This window comes from Nonomuraea sp. NPDC049695 (assembly GCF_040674955.1).
In the GTDB taxonomy this organism is placed as follows: domain Bacteria; phylum Actinomycetota; class Actinomycetes; order Streptosporangiales; family Streptosporangiaceae; genus Nonomuraea; species Nonomuraea helvata.
On record NZ_JBFANV010000084.1, the window covers coordinates 1 to 19511 of the forward strand.

General features: G+C 73.3%; 14 protein-coding genes. 8 read left to right on the top strand and 6 right to left on the bottom strand.

Annotation, left to right across the window (positions count from 1 at the left end; genetic code table 11):
* The coding region (locus AB0J64_RS44675) for an alpha/beta hydrolase (protein ID WP_364041820.1) at positions 1–744 on the top strand (744 nt) is incomplete at its 5' end.
* Between the two features lie 204 nt (positions 745–948).
* Positions 949–1635, top strand: a complete 687-nt coding sequence (locus tag AB0J64_RS44680; protein ID WP_364041822.1) for an alpha/beta fold hydrolase — start codon at positions 949–951, stop codon at positions 1633–1635.
* An 81-nt stretch (positions 1636–1716) separates the two neighbouring features.
* On the opposite strand, the gene AB0J64_RS44685 is transcribed toward AB0J64_RS44680, so the two are convergent.
* On the bottom strand, positions 1717–2319 hold the full coding sequence (locus AB0J64_RS44685; protein ID WP_364041824.1) for an ABATE domain-containing protein: 603 nt from the start codon (positions 2317–2319) through the stop codon (positions 1717–1719).
* Positions 2320–2389: 70 nt separating this feature from the next.
* Between AB0J64_RS44685 and AB0J64_RS44690 the strand changes: the two genes are divergently transcribed.
* Entirely contained in the window at positions 2390–2779 is a 390-nt protein-coding gene (locus AB0J64_RS44690; RefSeq protein ID WP_364041826.1) for a RidA family protein, read from the top strand.
* 44 nt (positions 2780–2823) lie between these two features.
* Here the strand turns inward: AB0J64_RS44690 and AB0J64_RS44695 are convergent, their stop codons facing one another.
* Positions 2824–3768, bottom strand: a complete 945-nt coding sequence (locus tag AB0J64_RS44695) for an ABC transporter substrate-binding protein (RefSeq protein ID WP_364041827.1) — start codon at positions 3766–3768, stop codon at positions 2824–2826.
* A gap of 56 nt (positions 3769–3824) precedes the next feature.
* Here AB0J64_RS44695 and AB0J64_RS44700 point away from each other — a divergent pair, with 56 nt between their 5' ends.
* The 3 genes from AB0J64_RS44700 to AB0J64_RS44710 are packed head-to-tail and all read left to right on the top strand — an operon-like array spanning position 3825 to position 8173.
* Complete coding sequence (locus AB0J64_RS44700; RefSeq protein WP_364041829.1) at positions 3825–5960, top strand: iron chelate uptake ABC transporter family permease subunit; 2136 nt, start codon at positions 3825–3827, stop codon at positions 5958–5960.
* Positions 5961–7052 (top strand): enterochelin esterase, encoded by a 1092-nt coding sequence (gene fes / locus AB0J64_RS44705; protein ID WP_364041831.1) that lies wholly within the window; start codon positions 5961–5963, stop codon positions 7050–7052.
* Positions 7043–8173, top strand: coding sequence for a M20 family metallopeptidase (locus AB0J64_RS44710; RefSeq protein WP_364041833.1), 1131 nt, complete (start codon positions 7043–7045; stop codon positions 8171–8173). The genes fes and AB0J64_RS44710 overlap by 10 nt, the downstream gene beginning before the upstream one ends.
* Positions 8174–8216: 43 nt before the next feature.
* Here the strand turns inward: AB0J64_RS44710 and AB0J64_RS44715 are convergent, their stop codons facing one another.
* Positions 8217–9053, bottom strand: coding sequence for a hypothetical protein (locus AB0J64_RS44715; protein WP_364041835.1), 837 nt, complete (start codon positions 9051–9053; stop codon positions 8217–8219).
* 662 nt (positions 9054–9715) lie between these two features.
* On the opposite strand from AB0J64_RS44715, the gene AB0J64_RS44720 reads away from it, so the two are divergent.
* Positions 9716–10336 (top strand): endonuclease/exonuclease/phosphatase family protein, encoded by a 621-nt coding sequence (locus AB0J64_RS44720; protein ID WP_364041837.1) that lies wholly within the window; start codon positions 9716–9718, stop codon positions 10334–10336.
* A gap of 97 nt (positions 10337–10433) precedes the next feature.
* A complete protein-coding gene (locus AB0J64_RS44725; protein WP_364041839.1) occupies positions 10434–11081 on the top strand; it encodes an L-threonylcarbamoyladenylate synthase in 648 nt (215 codons plus the stop codon).
* A gap of 194 nt (positions 11082–11275) precedes the next feature.
* Here AB0J64_RS44725 and AB0J64_RS44730 read toward each other — a convergent pair whose 3' ends face one another.
* From AB0J64_RS44730 to AB0J64_RS44740, 3 genes are read right to left on the bottom strand one after another with little or no spacing between them, the layout of a single operon-like run.
* Entirely contained in the window at positions 11276–12454 is a 1179-nt protein-coding gene (locus AB0J64_RS44730; RefSeq protein WP_364041841.1) for an MFS transporter, read from the bottom strand.
* On the bottom strand, positions 12451–12645 hold the full coding sequence (locus AB0J64_RS44735) for an MbtH family protein (protein ID WP_364041843.1): 195 nt from the start codon (positions 12643–12645) through the stop codon (positions 12451–12453). Before AB0J64_RS44735 ends, AB0J64_RS44730 begins: the two co-directional genes overlap by 4 nt.
* Entirely contained in the window at positions 12642–19502 is a 6861-nt protein-coding gene (locus AB0J64_RS44740) for an amino acid adenylation domain-containing protein (RefSeq protein ID WP_364041845.1), read from the bottom strand. The genes AB0J64_RS44735 and AB0J64_RS44740 overlap by 4 nt, the downstream gene beginning before the upstream one ends.
* Positions 19503–19511 lie beyond the last annotated feature (9 nt).

Consider the following 19511-nt stretch of genomic DNA (forward strand, 5'->3'; position numbering starts at 1 on the left):
TGCGCCCTGCACGGCAAGAACATCCGCACCTTCTGGGCCGGCCTGCTCACCCGCGCCGACCACGGCGACCTGCACTACCCCGGCCAGCCCGACACCCCCCTCACCAAACTGCTGCTCATCTACGAGGCCACCGGCGCCTTCTTCGGCCCCGACTGGGCCGCCCTGGCCGACTTCCTCGTAGCCGTCGACAGCGGCCAAGGCACAGCAACATCCCTGCTCACCCCCCTGCCCGACCAGCAAGTGGTCAACGACGCCACCCAGGTCTTCTGCCTGGACTACCTACTGCCGGTCCGCACCTACGACGAATACGCCGCACACCTGGCCAGCTCCCGCCGCATCGCCCCCGACATGCAAGCCGGCCCCGAAGCCCTGGCCACAATGGCCGCCTGCCTGGGACAGCAGGCCCCCATCCCCAACCCACAGCACCGCCTGAACGTCTCCAGCCCCACACTCCTAGTGGCCAACGCCCTGCACGACCCCGCCACCGGCTACAACTGGGCCGTGAGCACCGCCCGCCAACTCGGCCGCGCGGGAAGACTGTTCACCTACGAAGGCTGGGGCCACCGCATCTACGACCACGGCGACTGCGCCGTGAACGGCATCGACCGCTACCTGGTCTCCCTCAAACTGCCGGCCGAAGGCGCCAGATGCCCCGCCATCCCACCCACCACACAGACCAAGAAATCCACCTACAAACCGCTTCCCGGCCCCGTTCCCGGCCTGCCCGGCTGGGTACGATCGTGACCCCCTGACACCGCCGAGCCGTGCCCGATGAACGAGGATCGGGCACGGCTCATTGCCTGGCAGCGAGTACGGGATCCGGAGGAACCCGTCGAGAACGCCGTACCGGGAAGGAGCAGGAGCCGGTTAAGGTGCCCGTGGCGGGGCAGGCTCGCCTGGCCCGCGCATCGGTATCGATTCCCGTGCCCGGCGGAAGGTGGTCTTCGCATGACCGATGGAGTTTCCCGCCCGACCCTGCTCCTGGTGCACGGGGCATGGCACGGCGCGTGGTGCTGGGAGAAGGCGGCGTCGGTGCTCCGCGCCGACGGGTGGCGGACTCGGGCGATCGACCTGCCGAGCGCGGGCGGGCCGGCCGGCGTGCACGACGACGCGCAGGCGGTACGCGGAGCGCTGGAGCTCATGGACGGGCCGGTCGTGGTCGTCGCCCACTCGTACGGCGGCGCGCCTGTCAGCCAGGCCGTCGCCGAGGCGGAGAACGTGTCGCGCGTCGTCTATCTGGCGGCGTACCAGCTCGATGCCGGCGAGAGTGTCCTCGGATTCCATGGCGTGCCCGGTTCATCCGCACCCGGCGAGTTCGAGGCCGTACCGGATGATCCGATCGCGATGTTCTACGGTGACGTGCCCCGGCCCGAGGCGGAGGAGGCCGCGAAACGGCTGGTGCCGCATAGCGCCAGGTCCTTCAGGGACGTCCTGACCAGGGCGGGGTGGCACACCGTCCCGTCGGCGTACATCCTCTGCGAGGACGATCAGGCCCTGCCCGCGTGGAGCCAGGAGGTGATGGCGGCAAGGTCCGGCGTGGTCCACCGGATCCGGAGCAGCCACTCGCCGTTCCTGTCCCAGCCGGTGGAACTCGCCGCCCTCCTGGCGAGGATCGCACTCCAGCCGGACGCTTGACGGAGGCGTCCGGGGCACTCGGGGGACGATGGCTCGGCGGCCGGCGACGCGGATCGCTGGAGTCCGGATGGCATGGGCTCGTCAGGGGTCCGTGGCCTGCCGGGCGCGGAGAGCCCGGAGCTTGTGGCGGTTGCCGCAGCGCTCCATCGCGCACCAGCGCCGGGCGCCGGGGCGGGAGGTGTCCACGAACACCAGCGGGCAGTTGTCGCTCGCGCACTCGCGGATGCGCTCGGAGAGCGGCCCGGACAGCAGTTCGATCATCTCGCGCGCGAGTGTCGACAGCGCCTGCGTGGCCCGAACCGGCGGCGCCCACCCCGCGGTCGTGCCGTCGGCGGCCAGCTCGGGGATCAGCGGCGCCTCGGCCGCGGCCCGGTTGATGATCCCGACCGCCTCGGCCGGGAGGGGGCTCTGGGCCGCCCGGGCGTGCGCCGCGTCCCAGATCGCCTGGCGCAGGGCCTTGGCCGCGGCCAGCTCGCGGGCCGTCACGGGGACCGTCATGACCGCGCCCAGCGGCGGCTGGGCCAGCCATTCGCCGAGGTCGACCTCCTCGTGGAGGGTCTCGAACACCGCGTACCGGCCCTCGCCGCCCGTGTGGGCGAAGTCCAGGCAGACGGCGCCGGCGTCGAACCGGAACGACCCTCCCTTGGGATCGTGCAGGACCCGTCCGGTTGCCTTCGCTCGCATGTAACCACTATAACTGGTGTCGACATTCGAAACCACTTAAACCGGTTTCGCGGCAGAGGAGGCGCGGCACATGGGCGTACGGCACATCAACCCCGAGGGGGTCCACCGCAGCCCGGCTTTCAGCCAGGCCGTCGTGGTCGAACCGCCGGCGAAGACCATCTACATCGGCGGGCAGAACGGCGTCGACGCCGAGGGCAAGGTCGTCGGTCCCACGGTCGGGGAGCAGGCCAGGCAGGTGTTCCGCAACCTCGCGACCATCTTGGAGAGCGAGGGGGCGAGCCTGGCGGACATCGTGCACTGGCGCATCGCCGTGGTGGACGGCCACTCGTTCGACGAGGGAGTGGCCGCCTTCCAGGAGGTGTGGAACCGGGCCGACCCGCCGCCGGCCATCACGGTCCATGTCGTGGCCGGCCTGGGCCCCGGGTTCCTCGTCGAGATCGACGCCGTCGCTGTCGTGTGACGCCTCCGAGTGCCGGACGCCCAACGGCCGGCGGCTTCGGCGAGCTAGCCGCCCGACAGCGCTTTGACCAGGTCGTCGAGAACGATGCCCGCCGCCAAGGGAGCACCGCGTGTGCTCCAGACCGAGCCGTCCACCGACACCACGTGACCGCTCCTGACCGCCTTCAGCTCCTTGAATGCCGCGGTCCCCTTGACCTCGTCGAGCGTCTTCTGCCCGTCGGCGGTCAGCGTGGACACGAACAGCCACTCCCCGTCGATGTCCGACAGCGCCTCCAGGCTGAGCGGCATCGAGTGGGCGGTGCCGTCCTTGTCCTGCGCGGCCGGCCGGGTCAGGCCGAGGTCGGTGGCGACGAACGCGGCGAACTGCCGCCGCTCCATCCAGCTCGGCCCCTGCGGGTTCCAGCGCACGATGCTCACCTCGGCAGGCTTGATCCTGCCCTTGGCCTCGGCGACGCGCGCGTCGTAGGCGGTCATGACCTTCCTGGCCGCGTCCAGCCTGTTCAGCGCGTTGCCGATGCCCATGAACGACAGCTTCCAGTCGTCCGTCGGCGCCATCGTCACCACCGTCGCAGGAGTGATCTTGCGGAGCTGGTCAAGCAACTGCTGGTCCTGCAGGTCGCCGGCCAGGATCAGGTCGGGTCTCACCTCCACGACCTTGTCGATGACGGGCTGCAGCAGGTTGCCGACGACCGGGATGCCCTGGACCTTGCCGGCCAGGTACGCGGGCGGGGTGCCGATGCCCTGGCCGTTCGTGATGCCCACGGGGGTCACGCCGAGGGCCAGGACGGCGTCCAGGTCCTCCTGGGTCAGGGTGACCACGCGCCTGGGATCGGTAGGCACCTTGATCAAGGTGCCGGTGGCGTCCTTGACCTCGCGAACGGCGGCGGGCGTACCACTGGAAGAGGCCGGGGGCGACGCGCCGCACGCGACGGCGGCCAGGACGGCGACGGCGGCGACGAGCAGTCCGCCGACCCTGCGGATGAGGGCCATACGAGCTCCAGGAGAAAGTTAGGGAAGGCTTGCCTATTTTAGGTTAGCCTTACCTTATGTTGACGCAACCCCGAGCCTTCGGACTGGGTGCCCTGGCGCTGCTCGCCCTCTGCGCCGCCTCGGTCCTCACCGGCGCGGGCCGCGTCGCCCCCGACCAGGTCATCGCGTACGTCCTCGGCGCCCGCGGCGACGGCCACCTGCGGATGGTCGTCGAGACGGTACGCCTGCCCCGCACCCTGGCCGCGCTCGCCGTCGGCGCCGCGCTCGGCGTCTCCGGCATGCTCCTGCAGGCGGTCACCCGCAACCCCCTCGCCGAGACGGGCCTGCTCGGCGTCAACGCGGGCGCCGCACTCGGCGTCGTCACGGGCATCGTCACCGCCGGCGCGCAGACCGGCGGCGCCTACCTCACCTGGGCACTCGGCGGCGCCCTCCTGACCACCGGCATCGTGCTGCTGATCGGCGCCCGGATGTCGCCGCTGAAACTCGTCCTCGCCGGAGCCGCCCTGTCCGCCACGCTCGCCGGCATCACCACGGCGGTCCTGGTGGCCGACCCCGTCACGTTCGACCAGTACCGCCTCTGGATCCTCGGCTCCCTGGCCGGCATCCCCATGGAACGCGTGCTGTCCATCGCACCCGCGATCGCGGCCGGCCTGCTCATGGCGGCCTTCGCGGCCCGCCCGCTGGCCGCGCTGGCTCTCGGCGACGACCTCGCCGTCGCACTCGGCCACCGCCCGGGACGTACCAGAGCGTGGGTGACACTCACGGTCACCCTGCTCAGCGCGGCGGCCGTCGCCGTGGCGGGCCCGATCGGCTTCCTCGGCCTGCTGGCCGGACACGTCTCCAGGACGGCCCGCGGGATCGGCCCGCGGATCGTCCTGTCGGGACTGGCCGGGGCCGTGGTCCTCCTCGCCGCCGACGTCCTGGCCAGACTGATCATGCGCCCGTACGAGGCGCCGGTCTCGCTCCTGATCGCCGTGCTCGGCGCGCCGGTCCTGATCGCCGTCGCCCGCTCGCACGCCATCACCGCGCATGCCGTCACCTCGCACGCCATCACCGCGCATGCCGTCACCGCGCGCGCCGTCACCGCGCATGCCGTCGCCTCGCACGCCATCACCTCAGGCACCGGCGGCCCGATCCTCCGCCGGATTCGCACCAGGGCACGGCCCCGCAGAACGATCCTCCTCCGGGCCGGGCCCTGCTCGGTCCTCGTCCCCGTGCGCCCGGCGCTGGCGGCCGCGCTGCTGGCCGCCCTCCTCGCCGCGGCCGTCACCATCGCGATCACGGCCGGGCAGTCCGGAATGACCGCCGGCCAGGCCCTCCAAGCCCTCTTCGGCACCGGCGAGGGCGGCCACGTCCTGCTGCTGCGGGAGATCCGCCTCCCGCGGATCGTGGCAGGCGCCGTGGCCGGGGCGGCGCTGGGACTGTCCGGCTGCCTCACCCAGACGCTGGCCGGGAACCGGCTGGCCACGCCCGACCTGCTCGGCATCAACCAGGGCGCGGTCATCGCCATCATGCTCGCCGGAGCTCTGTCGGCGTCCGGCACGCTGTTCGCGCACTGGTGGATCGGCCCGGCCGGCGCGCTCGCCGCCGCCGTGGCGGTGTTCGCCGTGTCGGGCGGGATCGGCAGCCAGGGCCACCGGTTCATCGTCACCGGACTGGCGCTCACCACCCTGGCGGGAGCGCTCACCCAGTCGCTGCTCGCCTGGCGCGGCCTCAGCTCGGCCACCGCCGTGCACGCCTGGAGCGTCGGCAGCCTCACCGGACGCGGCTACCCCGTCGCCCTGCCCGTCGCCGCCGGGCTCGCCGTCCTCCTGCCCGCCGCGCTCGTACTCGGCCGCCGCCTGGCGGTGCTCCGCTTCGACGAGGACGTCAGCGCCGGGCTCGGTGCCGCCCCACGCCCGACCAGGCTGCTCGCGCTGGCCCTGGCCGTCGTCCTCGCCGGGCTGGCCGTGGGCGTCGCCGGCCCCGTCGCCTTCGTGGCCCTGGCCGCCCCCGTCATCGCCGCCCGCCTCGCCGGACCCGCCCGTCTTCCCCTCCTCGGCGCGCCCCTCACCGGCGCGGCACTCGTCGTCATCGCCGACACGGTCGGACGCGTTGCCGCCGACGGCGCCGAGATCCCCGCCGGCGTCGTGACCAGCATCCTGGGCGGCCCCTTCCTGCTGTGGACCCTGCTGTCGGACCGGAGGTCATAGATGGAGCCCGACGCCACTCCCCTGATCGAACCCGCGGACACGCCAGGAAGGTGCAGGGTGACCTTCCTGTGGCAGCCCACATCAGCCGGCGAACGCGCCCTCGTCCTCATCAACACCATCACCGACCGCGACCGCCACGCCGGCGACATCGGCGGCCATGTCATGGCCCGGCTGCCCGGCACCGACCTGCTGCACCTGACGTACGAGCTCGACGCCGGCCTGCGGGCCGGCTATCAGATCCTGCCCTGCGCCGAGCTCCCCGGCACCGACCGCGACTCCTGGCTCCATGCCATGCGCACGGCCGTGCCCGACCCCCGCAACCCCGTGACCGTCCCGGCATCGGCCGGGCGGCGGCCCTCCTCGCTGCTGGAGCTGCCGCAGGCCCCGCCGCAGCCGTACCGGGAGCGGAGGCCCGGCATCCCCCGAGGCCAGGTCACCGAGCGGCGGCTTTCGGGGCGGCGGGTGTGGGTCTACACGCCGCCCGGGCACGGCATCGGCCCGTACCCGGTCGTCGTGCTGCTCGACGGGGACGTCTGGGCCGGGCACATCGCCGACACCCTCGACAACCTCCTCGCAGACGGCCGCACGCCACCCCTGGTCGCGGTGATGCCCGACTCGGTCGACCGGCCCGCCAGGCTGCGCGAGATGGCCTGCCACGAGCCCTTCGCCCGCCACCTCGCCGACGAACTGCTCCCCTGGGCCCAGCGCGAATGGCAGGCCACCGCCGACCCCGGCCGCACCGTGATCGCCGGCCAGAGCCTCGGCGGCCTCGCCGCCTCGTACGCCGCCCTCGTCGCACCCGAACGCTTCGGCAACGTGCTCTCCCAATCCGGCTCGTACTGGTGGAGCGACGACGACCCCGAATGGCTCACCCGCCAGTACGCGCGCGCCGCCCGCCTGCCGGTCCGCTTCCACATCGAGGTCGGCACCCTCGAATGGATGCTCCTCGACGAGAACCGCCGCTTTGCCCAGACACTCGCCGCCCACGGATACGAGGTCAGCCTCACCGAGTACAACGGCGGCCACGACCCCGCCTGCTGGCTCGGCGGCCTCGCCGACGGCCTCGTCACCCTGGCGGCCGGATGGCTGTGACCGTCAAGAACGCGATCCGCGACCGCGTCCACGCGCACGCCGACAGCCTGATCGGCCTCAGCCACCGCATCCACGCCCACCCCGAGACCGCCTTCGAGGAGCACCGCGCCGCGGCCTGGACCTCCGAGGTGCTCGCTTCAGCCGGATTCGACGTGGTCGCCTCCGTGGGCGGGCTCGAGACCGCCTTCTCCGCCTCCTGCGGCGACGGCCCCCTCACCGTGGTGTTCTGCGCCGAGTACGACGCGCTGCCCGGCCTCGGCCACGCCTGCGGCCACAACCTCATCGCCGCCGCCTCGACCGGCGCCGGCCTCGCGCTCGCCCCGTACGCCGACGAGCTCGGCCTGACCGTCAAGGTCGTCGGCACCCCCGCCGAGGAGCGCGGCGGCGGCAAGGCGCTGCTGCTCGAGGCCGGGGTGTTCGACGGCGTGGACGCGGCGATGATGGTCCACCCGGGGCCGTTCGAGACCGTCAGGTTCCGCTCGTTCGCCCTCGGCACCCTGGACATCGAGTACGCCGGCCGCGCCGCCCACGCCACCTTGGCCCCGTACCAGGCCCGCAACGCCGCCGACGCCATGACCCTCGCCCAGGTCGCCATCGGGCTGCTACGCCAGCAACTCCCCCGCGACCAGCACGTCCACGGCGTCGTCACCTCCGCGGGCGAGGCGCCCAACATCATCCCCGCCCGTTCCACCGCCTCCTACGAGATCAGGGCCACCGCCGCGGAGGACCTCGCCGGGCTGCGCGCCCGCGTCGAGGCCTGCTTCCAGGGCGCGGCCCTGGCCACCGGCTGCCAGGCACGCCTGACCCGGCCGGAGCCCGACTACCTCGACTTCCGCGACGACGCCGGCCTCGCCCGCCTCTACGCGGCCAACGCCAGAGCGCTCGGGCGGCCGGAGCCCGTGGCACGGGAGCCGTTCGCGATGACGGACATGGCGAACGTGTCGCACGTCGTGCGGGCCATCCATCCCATGCTCGACATCGGCTCGGGAGACGCCGTGCCGCACGATCCCGCGTTCGCGGCCGCCGCCGTGTCCGCCACTGCCGACAGGTCTCTCCTCGATGCCGCTGTCGTTCTTGCTCTGACGGCCGCGGACCTCCGGCCGGGCGCCTTTACATTGTAGATTTCTAGGCAGGCACGAGTCCAGAACCGGCCGGCGGTAACCCTCAGGCACATACGTCGGCGTAGGTCGCCTGCTCCACGAGAGATGTAGCGGTCACAGCGCGCAACATGGGCGGGCGTAGCGCCCTGGCCCTCCGTGGAGGAATCCCGCCGGCGAGCGCCGCGTCCACCAACGCGAGTGTCAACCACTCCGAGTCCGTAGGGCGACCGTCGTCGCGCGCGATCAGCAGCTCCCCGGGCGACCGAGGCGAACTCCGCGCCCGGAGCCAGGCAATGACCGACTCGGGCATCGGGAAGGTCACGACATCCCGCTGACTGTTGCGAACGGTGATCAGCACGAGCGACTTGTCGGAGTCACCGCATACAGCATGCAGGTCGCGACCGGTCAAGCTCGCCAGAGCGTCCGCGCTGGCCCCTGTTGCTTCAAGCAGGGCCACGGCCACAGCCTCCGTCAGTCGACCGTCGGCTGCCAAGCAGGAGGCACCGCGGCGTAGCCGCCGCCGTTCGTCACGGGTCATCGCGCGCGGCCGGCTGGTGTCCGGCGGCGTGGCCGCTTGCGAGAGGACACCGGCTGACCAGGCGAAGCGGTAGAAGGAGGACAACACGCGGCCTCGCGCGGTGACCGTGGCGCTTGCGAGGGGCTTTCCTGGAGTGCGTACGCCGACGGTGAGCGCCCCGGACCGGGCCTGCCGGCAATAGGTGTCGACGTGTTCTCCGGTGACGGCGAGCAGATCCAGGCCCGGCTCGGCCGTGTGCAACCAGCGGAGAAATGCGGCCAGGATCTGCACGCGGGCGCATCTCCCGGCCACGCTGGGTCGTTCCTGCAGCCAGTCGGCCACGGTTCGCCACGCGAGAGGGTCCAAGGCGTCGATGAGGTCCACGTCTGCCTGGGACACCTGTCCACCATCGCCGCGTCGATGACGCAGCCGCAACCCGGCGATCCCGCCGATGCCGGAGGGCTTTGTCAGGCGCGGCGAGGCTCCGGGCACGCTCCGACCCGTACCTCCACTGCTTGCCGGCACACAGGCCCCGGTGTCCGCGGGCGCATTGCGGTCCTCAGTCGGTGCGGCTGACATGCTCACCACGTGCGCGACGAGAAGGGGGCGATGGTGAAGAGCGCCAGCCCTCGGTCGGCTCGATCGTCCGCGCGCCGGCAAGTGAAGCACCACACGGGGCCTCCGTCTGTTGTGCGGACATCGCCGCGGCGAGTCCCGGCGGACCGTAGGCCATCGCACTCGTGGGCAGGGCGGGCAGGGGTCGCCGAAGCTGCTGGGCTTGATGCCCGCAGCGAGGCCGTGGTGATCATGGCTGTGGCCGTCGCCTTTTCTCGGCGGCCGCAGCCGCTCATCAGACCAGTCATCATGTGGATCTTCTCATGAATGCACAGGGTCGCATTGACGCCGGCTGTGGGCCGCTCCTGCCTGCGCTTTGGATGACCACCAGGGAGGAGCGGCTCACGACGCGGTAGTGGCGGCGCCGATGATCAGCGACTGGCCGCTTCGTACGGCGGGCTGCTCACCATCGCCTGGCCCCTGGCCGGGCGGTGCACAACGACCGATGGGGAACCGCGCGAGCCCTGGCCCAGGCCGGAGCCGACCTCATCGCTTTGGAGGAGTTGACGCCTGACGCCCTGCCCGTCTACGAGGCCGCCCTCGCGTCGGGCCACCCCCACCACGTGGTCGTGGGCACTGTCGGACTCTGGTCCAGGTATCCCCTCGCGGACTCTCGGCCGGTGGACATCAGGCCTGGGGAGGTCAGAGGAGACTGGAGCCGAGGTGTGCGGTCCACCGTGCGGACGCCATCCGGCGACGTGGCCGTGTACGTCGCCCACCTGCCCTCGGTCCGTATCCGGCTGCCGGACGGCTTCGGCACCGGCTGGCGGGACGAGAGCGCTGCCGCACTGGGCGCGGCCATCGCCGCGGAAGATCTGGACAGGATCGTTCTGCTGGGCGACTTCAACAGCACCCTCGATGACCGAGGCCTGGCTCCGGTCACCTCCCGGATGACGCCGGCTGAGGAGGGTTTCGGCTTCAGCTGGCCCGCTGGTTTCCCCATAGCCCGGATCGACCACGTCATGACCCGCGCGGCGACTCCCGTCGCCACCTGGACCCTGCCCGCCACCGGCAGCGACCACCTGGCGGTCGCAGCCCGCGTCAAGCTCTGACATTCACCGGCAGCTCGCCGACGACCGCCACGCCCTGCGCGAAGGGAGACGCTGCCGGACGGCGAGACCGTACTGCCCTGGGGCCGCCTGTCGTGCCATGGTGCCGGCCCCTAGGATCCGAGGCGTGGCCAGATACTTCGATCTTCATCCTGACAATCCCCAGCCTCGCCTGATCAGCCAGATCGCCGAGATCCTGCGGGCGGACGGGCTCATCGCCTACCCCACCGACTCGTGCTATGCCCTCGGATGCCGACCGGGCAACAAGGAGGGCCTGGACCGGATCAGGGAGATCCGGGGCCTTGGCAGCGACCATCATTTCACCCTGATATGCCGTGACTTCGCCCAATTCGGCCAGTTCGTTCACCTGAGCAATGCGCTGTTCCGCCAGGTCAAGGCGGCGACTCCCGGCGGTTACACGTTCATTCTGCCCGCGACCAAGGAGGTCCCGCGGCGGCTGCTGCATCCCCGGAAGAAGACGGTCGGCGTCCGCATCCCTGACCACGTCGTCACCCAGGCGCTGCTGGCCGAGCTCGGCGAACCGCTGGTGTCCAGCACCCTGCTGCTGCCCGACGAGACCGAACCTTCGACGCAGGGCTGGGAGATCAAGGAACGGCTGGACCACGTGGTGGACGCGGTCATCGACTCCGGCGAATGCGGCGCCACCCCGACCACCGTCGTCGACTTCTCGCAGGACGAACCCGAGATTCTCCGCCGGGGCACGGGAGACACGTCCCTGTTCGAATAGGTGCCTGGCAGTCGTCTCGCCGACTGCGATCTCCAGGCGGAGTTCGATGTCTCCTGGACCACCCGGTTGCCAAGGTAGGTAGTGATATCGGCGTGGTCGTACGGCGGCGCGGTCACGAGCTGAAAGATCGCCAGCCGATGGGTCGCATACCCAACCATGATCGCCAGATCGGGGTTCGCCGCCGCCTGCCCAGCTCAGGAAGGGATTTTCGCGGCAGATTCCCCGGGTACGGGCGTCTTCGCGGCGGTCAGGAACGCGCCCAGCAGGAACGCCGTCGCCACCAGCAGGGCGGCGCGGTACCCCGCGTGCGAGGCCGCCAGCGCGCACGCCCCCACGCCGAGGCCGCCGCCGAGCATGCGTACCGACTGGAACAGCGTCATCGCCCGGCCCATCGCCTCCGGCCCGACCGTCGCGAACGCCGACACCTGCACCGCCGTCACCGCCTGGCCGAGCACCAGTCCCACCCCGAACATGGCGGCCCGCAGCCCCCACTCCCCCGGCTCGGCCAGGGCGAGCACCGCGAACAGCGCCGCGCCGCCGAGCAGCCCTGCGGCGATCACCCGCCTGTCGCCCCACTTCGCGCAGGCCCGGTCCACGACGAAGCCGGCGACCATGAGCCCCAGCGCCTCGGGGAACACCACCAGGCCGGCGTCCGCCGCCGAGGCCCCCAGCACGTCCTGGTACATGAGCGGGAACACGAACAGCATGCCCAGCAGCCCCGCCGCCGCCAGCGAGGCGGCGACCATGCCGCGCAGGAACCCGCGCTCGCCCAGCAGGCCCGGGAACAGGCCGGGCATGCCCGGCACACGCCCGGAGCGTGGCACTGGGACGCGCCACAGCGCGCGCACGCCCACCAGCAGCGCCGCCGCGCCGAAGGGCAGGTTCACGAGGAACGCCCACCGCCACGACAGCGTGTCGGCCAGCAGCCCGCCGAGCACCGGCCCCAGCGCGGGCGCCAGCGCCGTCGGCACGACGATGTACCGCGACAGCCGCATCCGCTCCTCGGGCGCGTACACGCCGAACAGCATCGCCATCCCGGCCGGCGTCAGCACGCCGCCGCCCGCGCCCTGCGCCACCCGGAACACCACCAAGGACCCCAGGTCCCAGGCCAGCGCGCAGAGCCCGGACGCCGCCGTGAAGAGCGCCAGGGCCGCCAGGAACACCCGCGGCGCCCCGTACCGGTCGCACAGCCGGCCGGCGAACGGCATGGCGACCGCGAGGGCGGCCAGGAACGCCGACTCGACCGCGTTGCTCGCCGCCGGCGGCACGTCCAGCTCGGCGGCGATGGCGAACAGCGCCGGGTTGACGATCGTCGCGTCCAGGCCGTTCAAGCACATCGCCGTGACGTACACGGCGAGCACGGCTGCCCTCATCGGCGCAGGCTGCGCGGGCGCAGGTCCGTCCAGCACGCCGCGACGTAGGCCAGGCAGGCCGCCCTGGTGTCGGGGCCGAACCGCACCGCCCATCCGTCGGGGACGGCGGCGAAGGACGGCCAGACGGAGTGCTGCTCCTCGTCGTTGGCCAGGACGAGGAACTCGCCGTCGGGGTCGTCGAAGGGGTTCACGAGCCAAGCTCCTCGAGTCGGGCCGCGACGATCGCGCCGATCTCGGCGATCGGTCCCGGCTGGGTCATGTCCTTGTGGCTGCAGGCCACGTCGTGGTTGTCGATCGCACCGGTGACGTGCGGACGCCAGGCGTCCGCGGTCAGCGTGTCGTCGACCGTGTCGACGGTCGCGCGGAAGAACAGCACGTCGCCGTCGTACACGCGGGTGTCGAGGCCGCGTACGAGCCGGTTCGTGTTGAGGTACAGGTCCTTGAGCTCGGTGAGCGTCGCGACCGGGAGCCCGGCCAGCGGACTGGCCTCCCGGCGCAGGAGCCCGAGCACCCGCTCCATCGTGAGTTCGGTGTCAGGCGCGAACCCCGCCATCGTGAGCAGCGCCTCCAGCGCCTCCGCCTCGTCGGACGGCGGCAGGCCGCGCATCCCTTCGGCCGGGTACGCGTCCAGGATCGCCAGCAGCGCCACCTCCTGCCCGGCCAGGCGCAGCTGGACGGCCATCTCCTGCGCGATGATCCCGCCGGTGGACCAGCCGAGCAGGTGGTACGGGCCGCTGGGCCGCACGAGCCTGAGCTGGGCCACGTAGTCGGCCGCCAGCTTGCGCAGCGACGTGGGCAGCCGGTCGCGGCGCGCCTGGAGCCCGTGGATCGGGCGGTCGGGCACGTACCGGATCAGGCCGCCGTAGCACCAGCTCAGCCCGCCGGCCGGGTGCACGCAGAACAGCGGCGCGCGCGAGCCCGCCTCGCGCAGCGGGAGCAGCACCCTGAGCGGATCCACCCGGGCCCCGCCCTCGACGAGCGCGGCCAGCCCGGCGGCGGTCGGCGCCTCGAAGAGCGCGCCGATGGACACCTCGGCCCCGAGCACCTCCTTGATCCGCGCCACCAGCCGGACCGCGAGCAGCGAGTGGCCGCCGAGGTCGAAGAACCCGTCGTCCACCCCGACCCGCGGCACGCCGAGCACCTCGGCGAGCAGCGCGCACAGCGCCTCCTCGCGCGGACCATCCGGCGGCCGCCCCTCGCCCGAGGGGACGGCGGGTGCGGGCAGGGCGGCGCGGTCGAGCTTGCCGTTGACGGTGAGCGGCAGCGAGGGCACCTCGACGATCGCGGCGGGCACCATGTAGTCGGGCAGCGACCGCGCGACGAAGGACCGCAGCCCGCGGGCGTCGCCGCGTGGCACGACGTACGCGGTCAGGCGCCTGTCTCCGGGCCGGTCCTCGCGGACGATCACGGCGGCCTGGGCGACCGACGGATGGCGCAGCAGCGCGGCTTCGACCTCCCCGGGCTCGATGCGGAACCCGCGCACCTTGACCTGCTGGTCCGCGCGCCCCACGTAGTCGAGCGTGCCGTCAATCCGCCGGCGCGCCAGGTCGCCCGACCGGTACATGCGCGAGCCCGGCGCCCCGTACGGATCGGCGACGAACCGCTCGGCGGTCAGCCCGGGGCGGCCGAGATAGCCGCGGGCCAGCCCGGCCCCGGCCACGTACATCTCGCCGGCCACCCCGGCGGGCACCGGCCGCAGCGCGTCGTCCAGCACGTAGACGCGCAGGTCGGGGATGCCCCGCCCGATCGGGCTGCCGTGCTCGTCGCCGGAGACCAACTCCAGGTGGGTGACGTGCACGGTCGTCTCCGTGATGCCGTACATGTTGACGAGCCGGGGCGCGCCGGGCCTGCGGGCCCGCCACGCGGACAGCCGGGCGGGCTCGAGCGCCTCGCCGCCGAAGATCACGTATCGGAGGGCGAGCTCGCGGCCGTCGTCGGCGGCGGCGAGCTGGTAGAACGCCGACGGGGTCTGGTTGAGCACGGTGACGCGCTCGCGTTCCAGCAGGTCGAGGAGGTCTGCGGGCGAGCGGCTCACCTCGTACGGCACCACGACCAGGCGGCCGCCGTACAGGAGCGCGCCCCACAGCTCCCACACCGAGAAGTCGAACGCGTACGAGTGGAACAGCGTCCACACGTCCGACGGCGCGAACCCGAATGAGCGGTCGGTGGCCGACAGCAGCCGCACGACGTTGTGGTGGGTGACGACCACCCCCTTGGGGCGGCCGGTCGAGCCGGAGGTGTAGATGACGTACGCGGCGTCGCCCGGCCGCAGGTCACGCTCGGGGTCGTGGTCCAGCCACTCCCCCAGGTCGTCCAGCCAGCCCTCGTCCACCACGCACACGGGACCGGCGTCGGCGATCATGTAGTCGACGCGGTCGGCCGGGTACGACGGGTCGAGCGGCAGGTAGGCCGCCCCGGTCTTGAGCACCGCGAGCAGCGCCGCCACCAGGTCGGGCGTGCGGGGCAGCGACAGCGCGACGACGCCGCCGGGGCGGGCGCCGTACGCGATGAGCTTGTGCGCGAGGCGGTTGGCGCGGGCGTTCAGCTCGGCGTAGGTGAGCTCGCCGACGGCGGTCGCGCCGGGCGTGCGGCGCGCCTGCTCCTCGAACAGGCCGGGCAGGGTGGCGCCCGGCTCGCTGACCAGGTCGCCGTTCCACTCCTGGAGGATGGTGCGGCGCTCGGCGGCGTCCAGCAGGTCGAGGCGGCCGATCGGCCGGGACGGGTCGGCGAGCGCCTGGTCGAGCAGGCGGGTCAGCCGGGTGACGAGCGCGCGGGCGGTGGCCCGGTCGAACAGGTCCCGGCTGTATTCGAGGAAGCCGGTGCCGGTCGGGTCGAGGTTGAGGGTGAGGTCGAACTTGGCCGTCCCCGTGTGCACCACTGGCACCTCGGCGAGGTCCTGGTGGACCAGCATGACCTGGAACAGCGGGTGCCGGTTGCGGGTCCGGTGCGGGTTCAGCGCCTCGACGAGCCTCTCGAACGGCAGCTCGCCGTGGTCGAACGCGGCCAGGTCCGCCGCTTTCACGCGCTCCAGCAGCTCGGCGAACGACGGGTCGCCCGAGGTGTCGGCGCGCAGGACGAGCGTGTTGACGAAGAAGCCGACGGCGTCGTCCAGCGCGCTGTCGTTCCTGCCGGCGACGGGGGTGCCGATGGGGATGTCGGTGCCGGCGCCGAGCCGGGTGAGCAGGGCCGCCAGGGCGGCGTGCAGCACCATGAAGACGCTGGCGCGGGCGCGGCGGGCGAGCGCCTCGGCGGCGGCCATGACGGCCGGACCCAGGGCGACGGGTACGGTGCCGCCTTCGCCGCTCGGCACCGGCGGGCGGGGCCGGTCGAAGGGGAGTTCGAGCTGGTCGGGGAGGCCGGCGAGCGCTTTCTGCCAGTACGCCAGGCCGGTGGCGGGCAGGTCGCGCTGCCAGAGCGTGTAGTCGGCGTACTGGACGGGGAGCGGCGGCAGCTCGGGGGCCTTGCCCGCGCTGCGGGACTCGTAGGCGGCCAGCACGTCGCGCACCAGCGGTCCGGCCGACCAGCCGTCGCCCGCGATGTGGTGCAGGACGAGCATGAGCACGTGCTCGTCCGGGGCGAGCCGGAGCAGGTGGGCCCGGAACGGCGGCTCCGAGACCAGGTCGAAGCCGCGGCGCGCGATCGCCCGCATGGCCGCGTCACCGTCGTCCGGCTGCCAGACGGGGAGCGGGACGCGTACCCGCTCCAGGATCTCCTGGCGGGGGACGCCGTCGTGCTCGGGGAAGATCGTGCGGAGGATCTCGTGCCTGGCCACGACGTCCTCCAGCGCCGCCCGCAGCGCGGTCCGGTCCACCTGGCCGGTCAGCCGGAGCGCGAGCGGGATGTTGTACGCCGGGTTCGGGCCCTCGACGCGGTACAGGAACCAGAGCCTGGCCTGCGCCGACGAGAGCGGCATGGGAGTCGGGCGGGGCCGGGGACGCAGGGGCGGGCGCGGGGCCGCGGTGGTGCCGAGCTTGCCGGCGAGGGCGGCCGGGGTGGGGGTCTCGAAGACGGCGGTGATGGGCAGCCGTACGCCGAACGTCTCCCGTACCCTGACCGCCAGGCGCGCGGCGAGGAGGGAGTGGCCGCCGAGGTCGAAGAACCCGTCCTCGGGGCCGGCCGACGGCAGTCCCAGCACCTCGGCGAACAGGTCGCACATGGCGCGCTCGGCCGCGTTCGCCGGATCCCGGCCGGTGGCGGGCCCGGTGCGCGGGGCGGGGAGCGCGGCGCGGTCGAGCTTGCCGTTGGGTGTGCGGGGCAGCGCCTCCATCGGCACGATCATCGAGGGCACCATCGCGGCCGGCAGCCGCGCGCCGACGTGCTCCTTCAGCCTGTCGGCGGCGTGCTCTTCCGGCCCGTCGGCGCCGTCTGCGGCCGGCACCACGTAGGCGACCAACCGGTCACCGTGGACGGCTACGGCCGCTGCGGTCACGGCGGGGTGGGTCTCCAGCACGGCCTCGATCTCGGCGGGCTCGACGCGGACGCCTCGCACCTTCAGCTGGTCGTCGGCCCGGCCCAGCAGTTCCAGCCGCCCGGGGGCGGCCCACCGGGCGCGGTCCCCCGTCCGGTAGAGGCGCGTGCCCCCGGGTCCGGCCACGAACCGCTCGGCGGTCAGGCCGGGGCGGCCGAGGTAGCCGCGGGCCAGCCCGGCGCCCGCCAGGTACAGCTCGCCGGCCACGCCCGGCGGGGCCGGGTGGAGGGCGTGGTCGAGCACGTGCACGGTGGTGCCCGGGGTGGGCCCTTCCGCGCCGTCGCCGCCGAGCCAGGTGTAGGCGTCGACCGTGGATTCGGTGGGGCCGTAGTGGTTGACGGCGAGCGTACGCTCGCGCAGCGTCCGCCAGAGCGGGCCCGGCACCGCCTCGCCGCCGACCACCACGATCCGCGGCGGCTCGGCCAGCACGGCGGGGAGCTCTTTGAGGTGGGACGGGGTCAGGTCGAGGTAGTCGATGCGGTGCTCGCGGACGTAGGCGGTCAGGGCCTCCGGGTCGCGGTACGTGTCGTCGGCGAGCAGATGGAGCTCGTGGCCGCCGATCATCCACAGCAGCGGGTCGAGGGAGGCGTCGAACGAGAACGACGCGGTGTGCGCGACGCGCAGCCGCTCCCCCTCAGGGAACAGGCGCTCGCGGTGGGCGGCGAGCAGCGCGGCCAGCCCGCCGTGCGTGCACACCACGCCCTTGGGACGGCCGGTGGAGCCGGAGGTGTAGATCACGTAGGCGGCGTCGCCGGGGGCCGGGACGGGCAATGCGCCCTTGGCATCTCCCGTCGGCCGTGACGGGTCCGTGGCCTCGGGGACGCCCGGCTCTGGCTGCCAGTCCGGGGTGAGGACGATCGAGGGGCGGGCGTCGGCGAGCATGAGGTCGCGGCGGGCGGGCGGGTAGCCGGGGTCGACCGGCAGGAAGGCGGCGCCGCTCCTCAGCACCGCCAGCAGCGCCACCACGAGCTCGGCGGAGCGGGGCAGCGCCACGGCCACCACCCGCTCTGGCCCGGCTCCCTGCGCGGCCAGCTGCCGGGCCAGCTGCTCCACCCGCTCGCCGAGCTGCCCGAACGTCAGCGCCTCGCCGCCGCACGTCAGCGCCGTCTCGCCCGGCGTGCGCCGTACCTGCTCCAGAAACGCCTCCACGACGGTGGGCGCGGGCGCGGCGGGTCGCACCGCGCGCGCCCGCGACGCATCGGCATCGGCGGGAGGGCGTGCGGCGGGCACGGTGACGCGTGGCAGGCGCAGGGCGGCGCGGTCCTCGGCGGTGAGCAGTGACAGCCGCCCCAGGGGCGTGTCCGGGGCCAGGGTGCCGAGCGAGGCCAGGAACGCGGCCAGCCGCCGCGCATGCGTCGCCAGGGCCTCGCCCGAGTACAGGGCGGCGTTGGCGTCGAGTTCGAGGGTGAGGCGGTCGCCGTCCAGCAGCAGGGCCACCGCCAGGTCGTCCACCGGCCCGGCGGCGAGGTTGGTGACGGCGGCGGTCGCGCTGCCGAACTTCACCTCGGAAGGGAACGGCTTGATGTTCAGCAGCGGCCCGAACAGCGCCCGCGACGTGCCCGCCAGCCCGAGGTCCCGCCGCAGGTCCTCGATCCGGTAGCGGCCGTGGCGGCGGGCCTCGGCGATGCGGCGGGCGGCGTCGCCGACGAGCTCGCCCAGCGTGCGGCCGGGCCGTACGTCGAGCCGGACCGGCAGCACGTTGACGGTGAGGCACGGGACGCGGAGCGCGGCGCCGGAGCGGTTCATCAGGGGCAGGCCGATCAGCACGTCGGTCGTGCCGGTGAGCCGCCCCAGGTAGCAGGCCAGCCCGGCGGCGGCCACCTCGGCCCAGGTGGCGCGGGTCTCGCGGGCGAGCGCGTCCCAGTGGCCGGTGGGCGGGAGCGGCGCGCGCCGCCGGACGACCTCGCGGGCGGACATCGCCGGAGCCCCCCCGAGCCCGACCGGCTCGGGCGCGCCGGAGAGCCGCTCCAGCCAGTACGCCCGGTCGCGGGAGTGCCGTTCCGACGCCCGGTACGCCTGCTCCTCGGCCAGCACCGGCGCCATCGCCCCGAACGGCCCCGCGCCCGGCGTCAGGCCGTCGGCCAGCGCGGTGTAAATCTCCGCCATCCGCCCGACCAGCAGGGACAAGGCGTACGCGTCGATGAGGATGTGGTGCGCCCGCAGATACCAGACGAAGTGGTCGTCGGCCAGCCGCAGCAGCGCGTGGCGGGACAGGTCGCCGGTGACCACGTCCACCGGCGTGCGCAGGTCGGCGCGCATCCACGCGTCCGCGGCGGCCTCGGGGTCCGGCTCGCCCCGCAGGTCGAGCACGGTGAGGCGGCCACGCAGGCAGTCGTAGGAGCGCAGGTACTGGGCGGGCTCGTCGGTGAAGCGCAGGCGCAGCGGCTCGGCCTCGGCCAGGCAGCGCTCCAGCGCCCGTTCGAACAGCTCGGGCTCCAGAGCACCCCTGAGGTCGATGCGGTCGGCGGCGTTGTAGACGGGGTTGCCGGGGTCCAGGCGCTGGGCGAACCAGATCCCGGCCTGGGCCCCGCTCAACGGCATGGTCGATGGCATGGTGGGTGGCAGGGTCGGGCGGGTCACTCGGGAAGC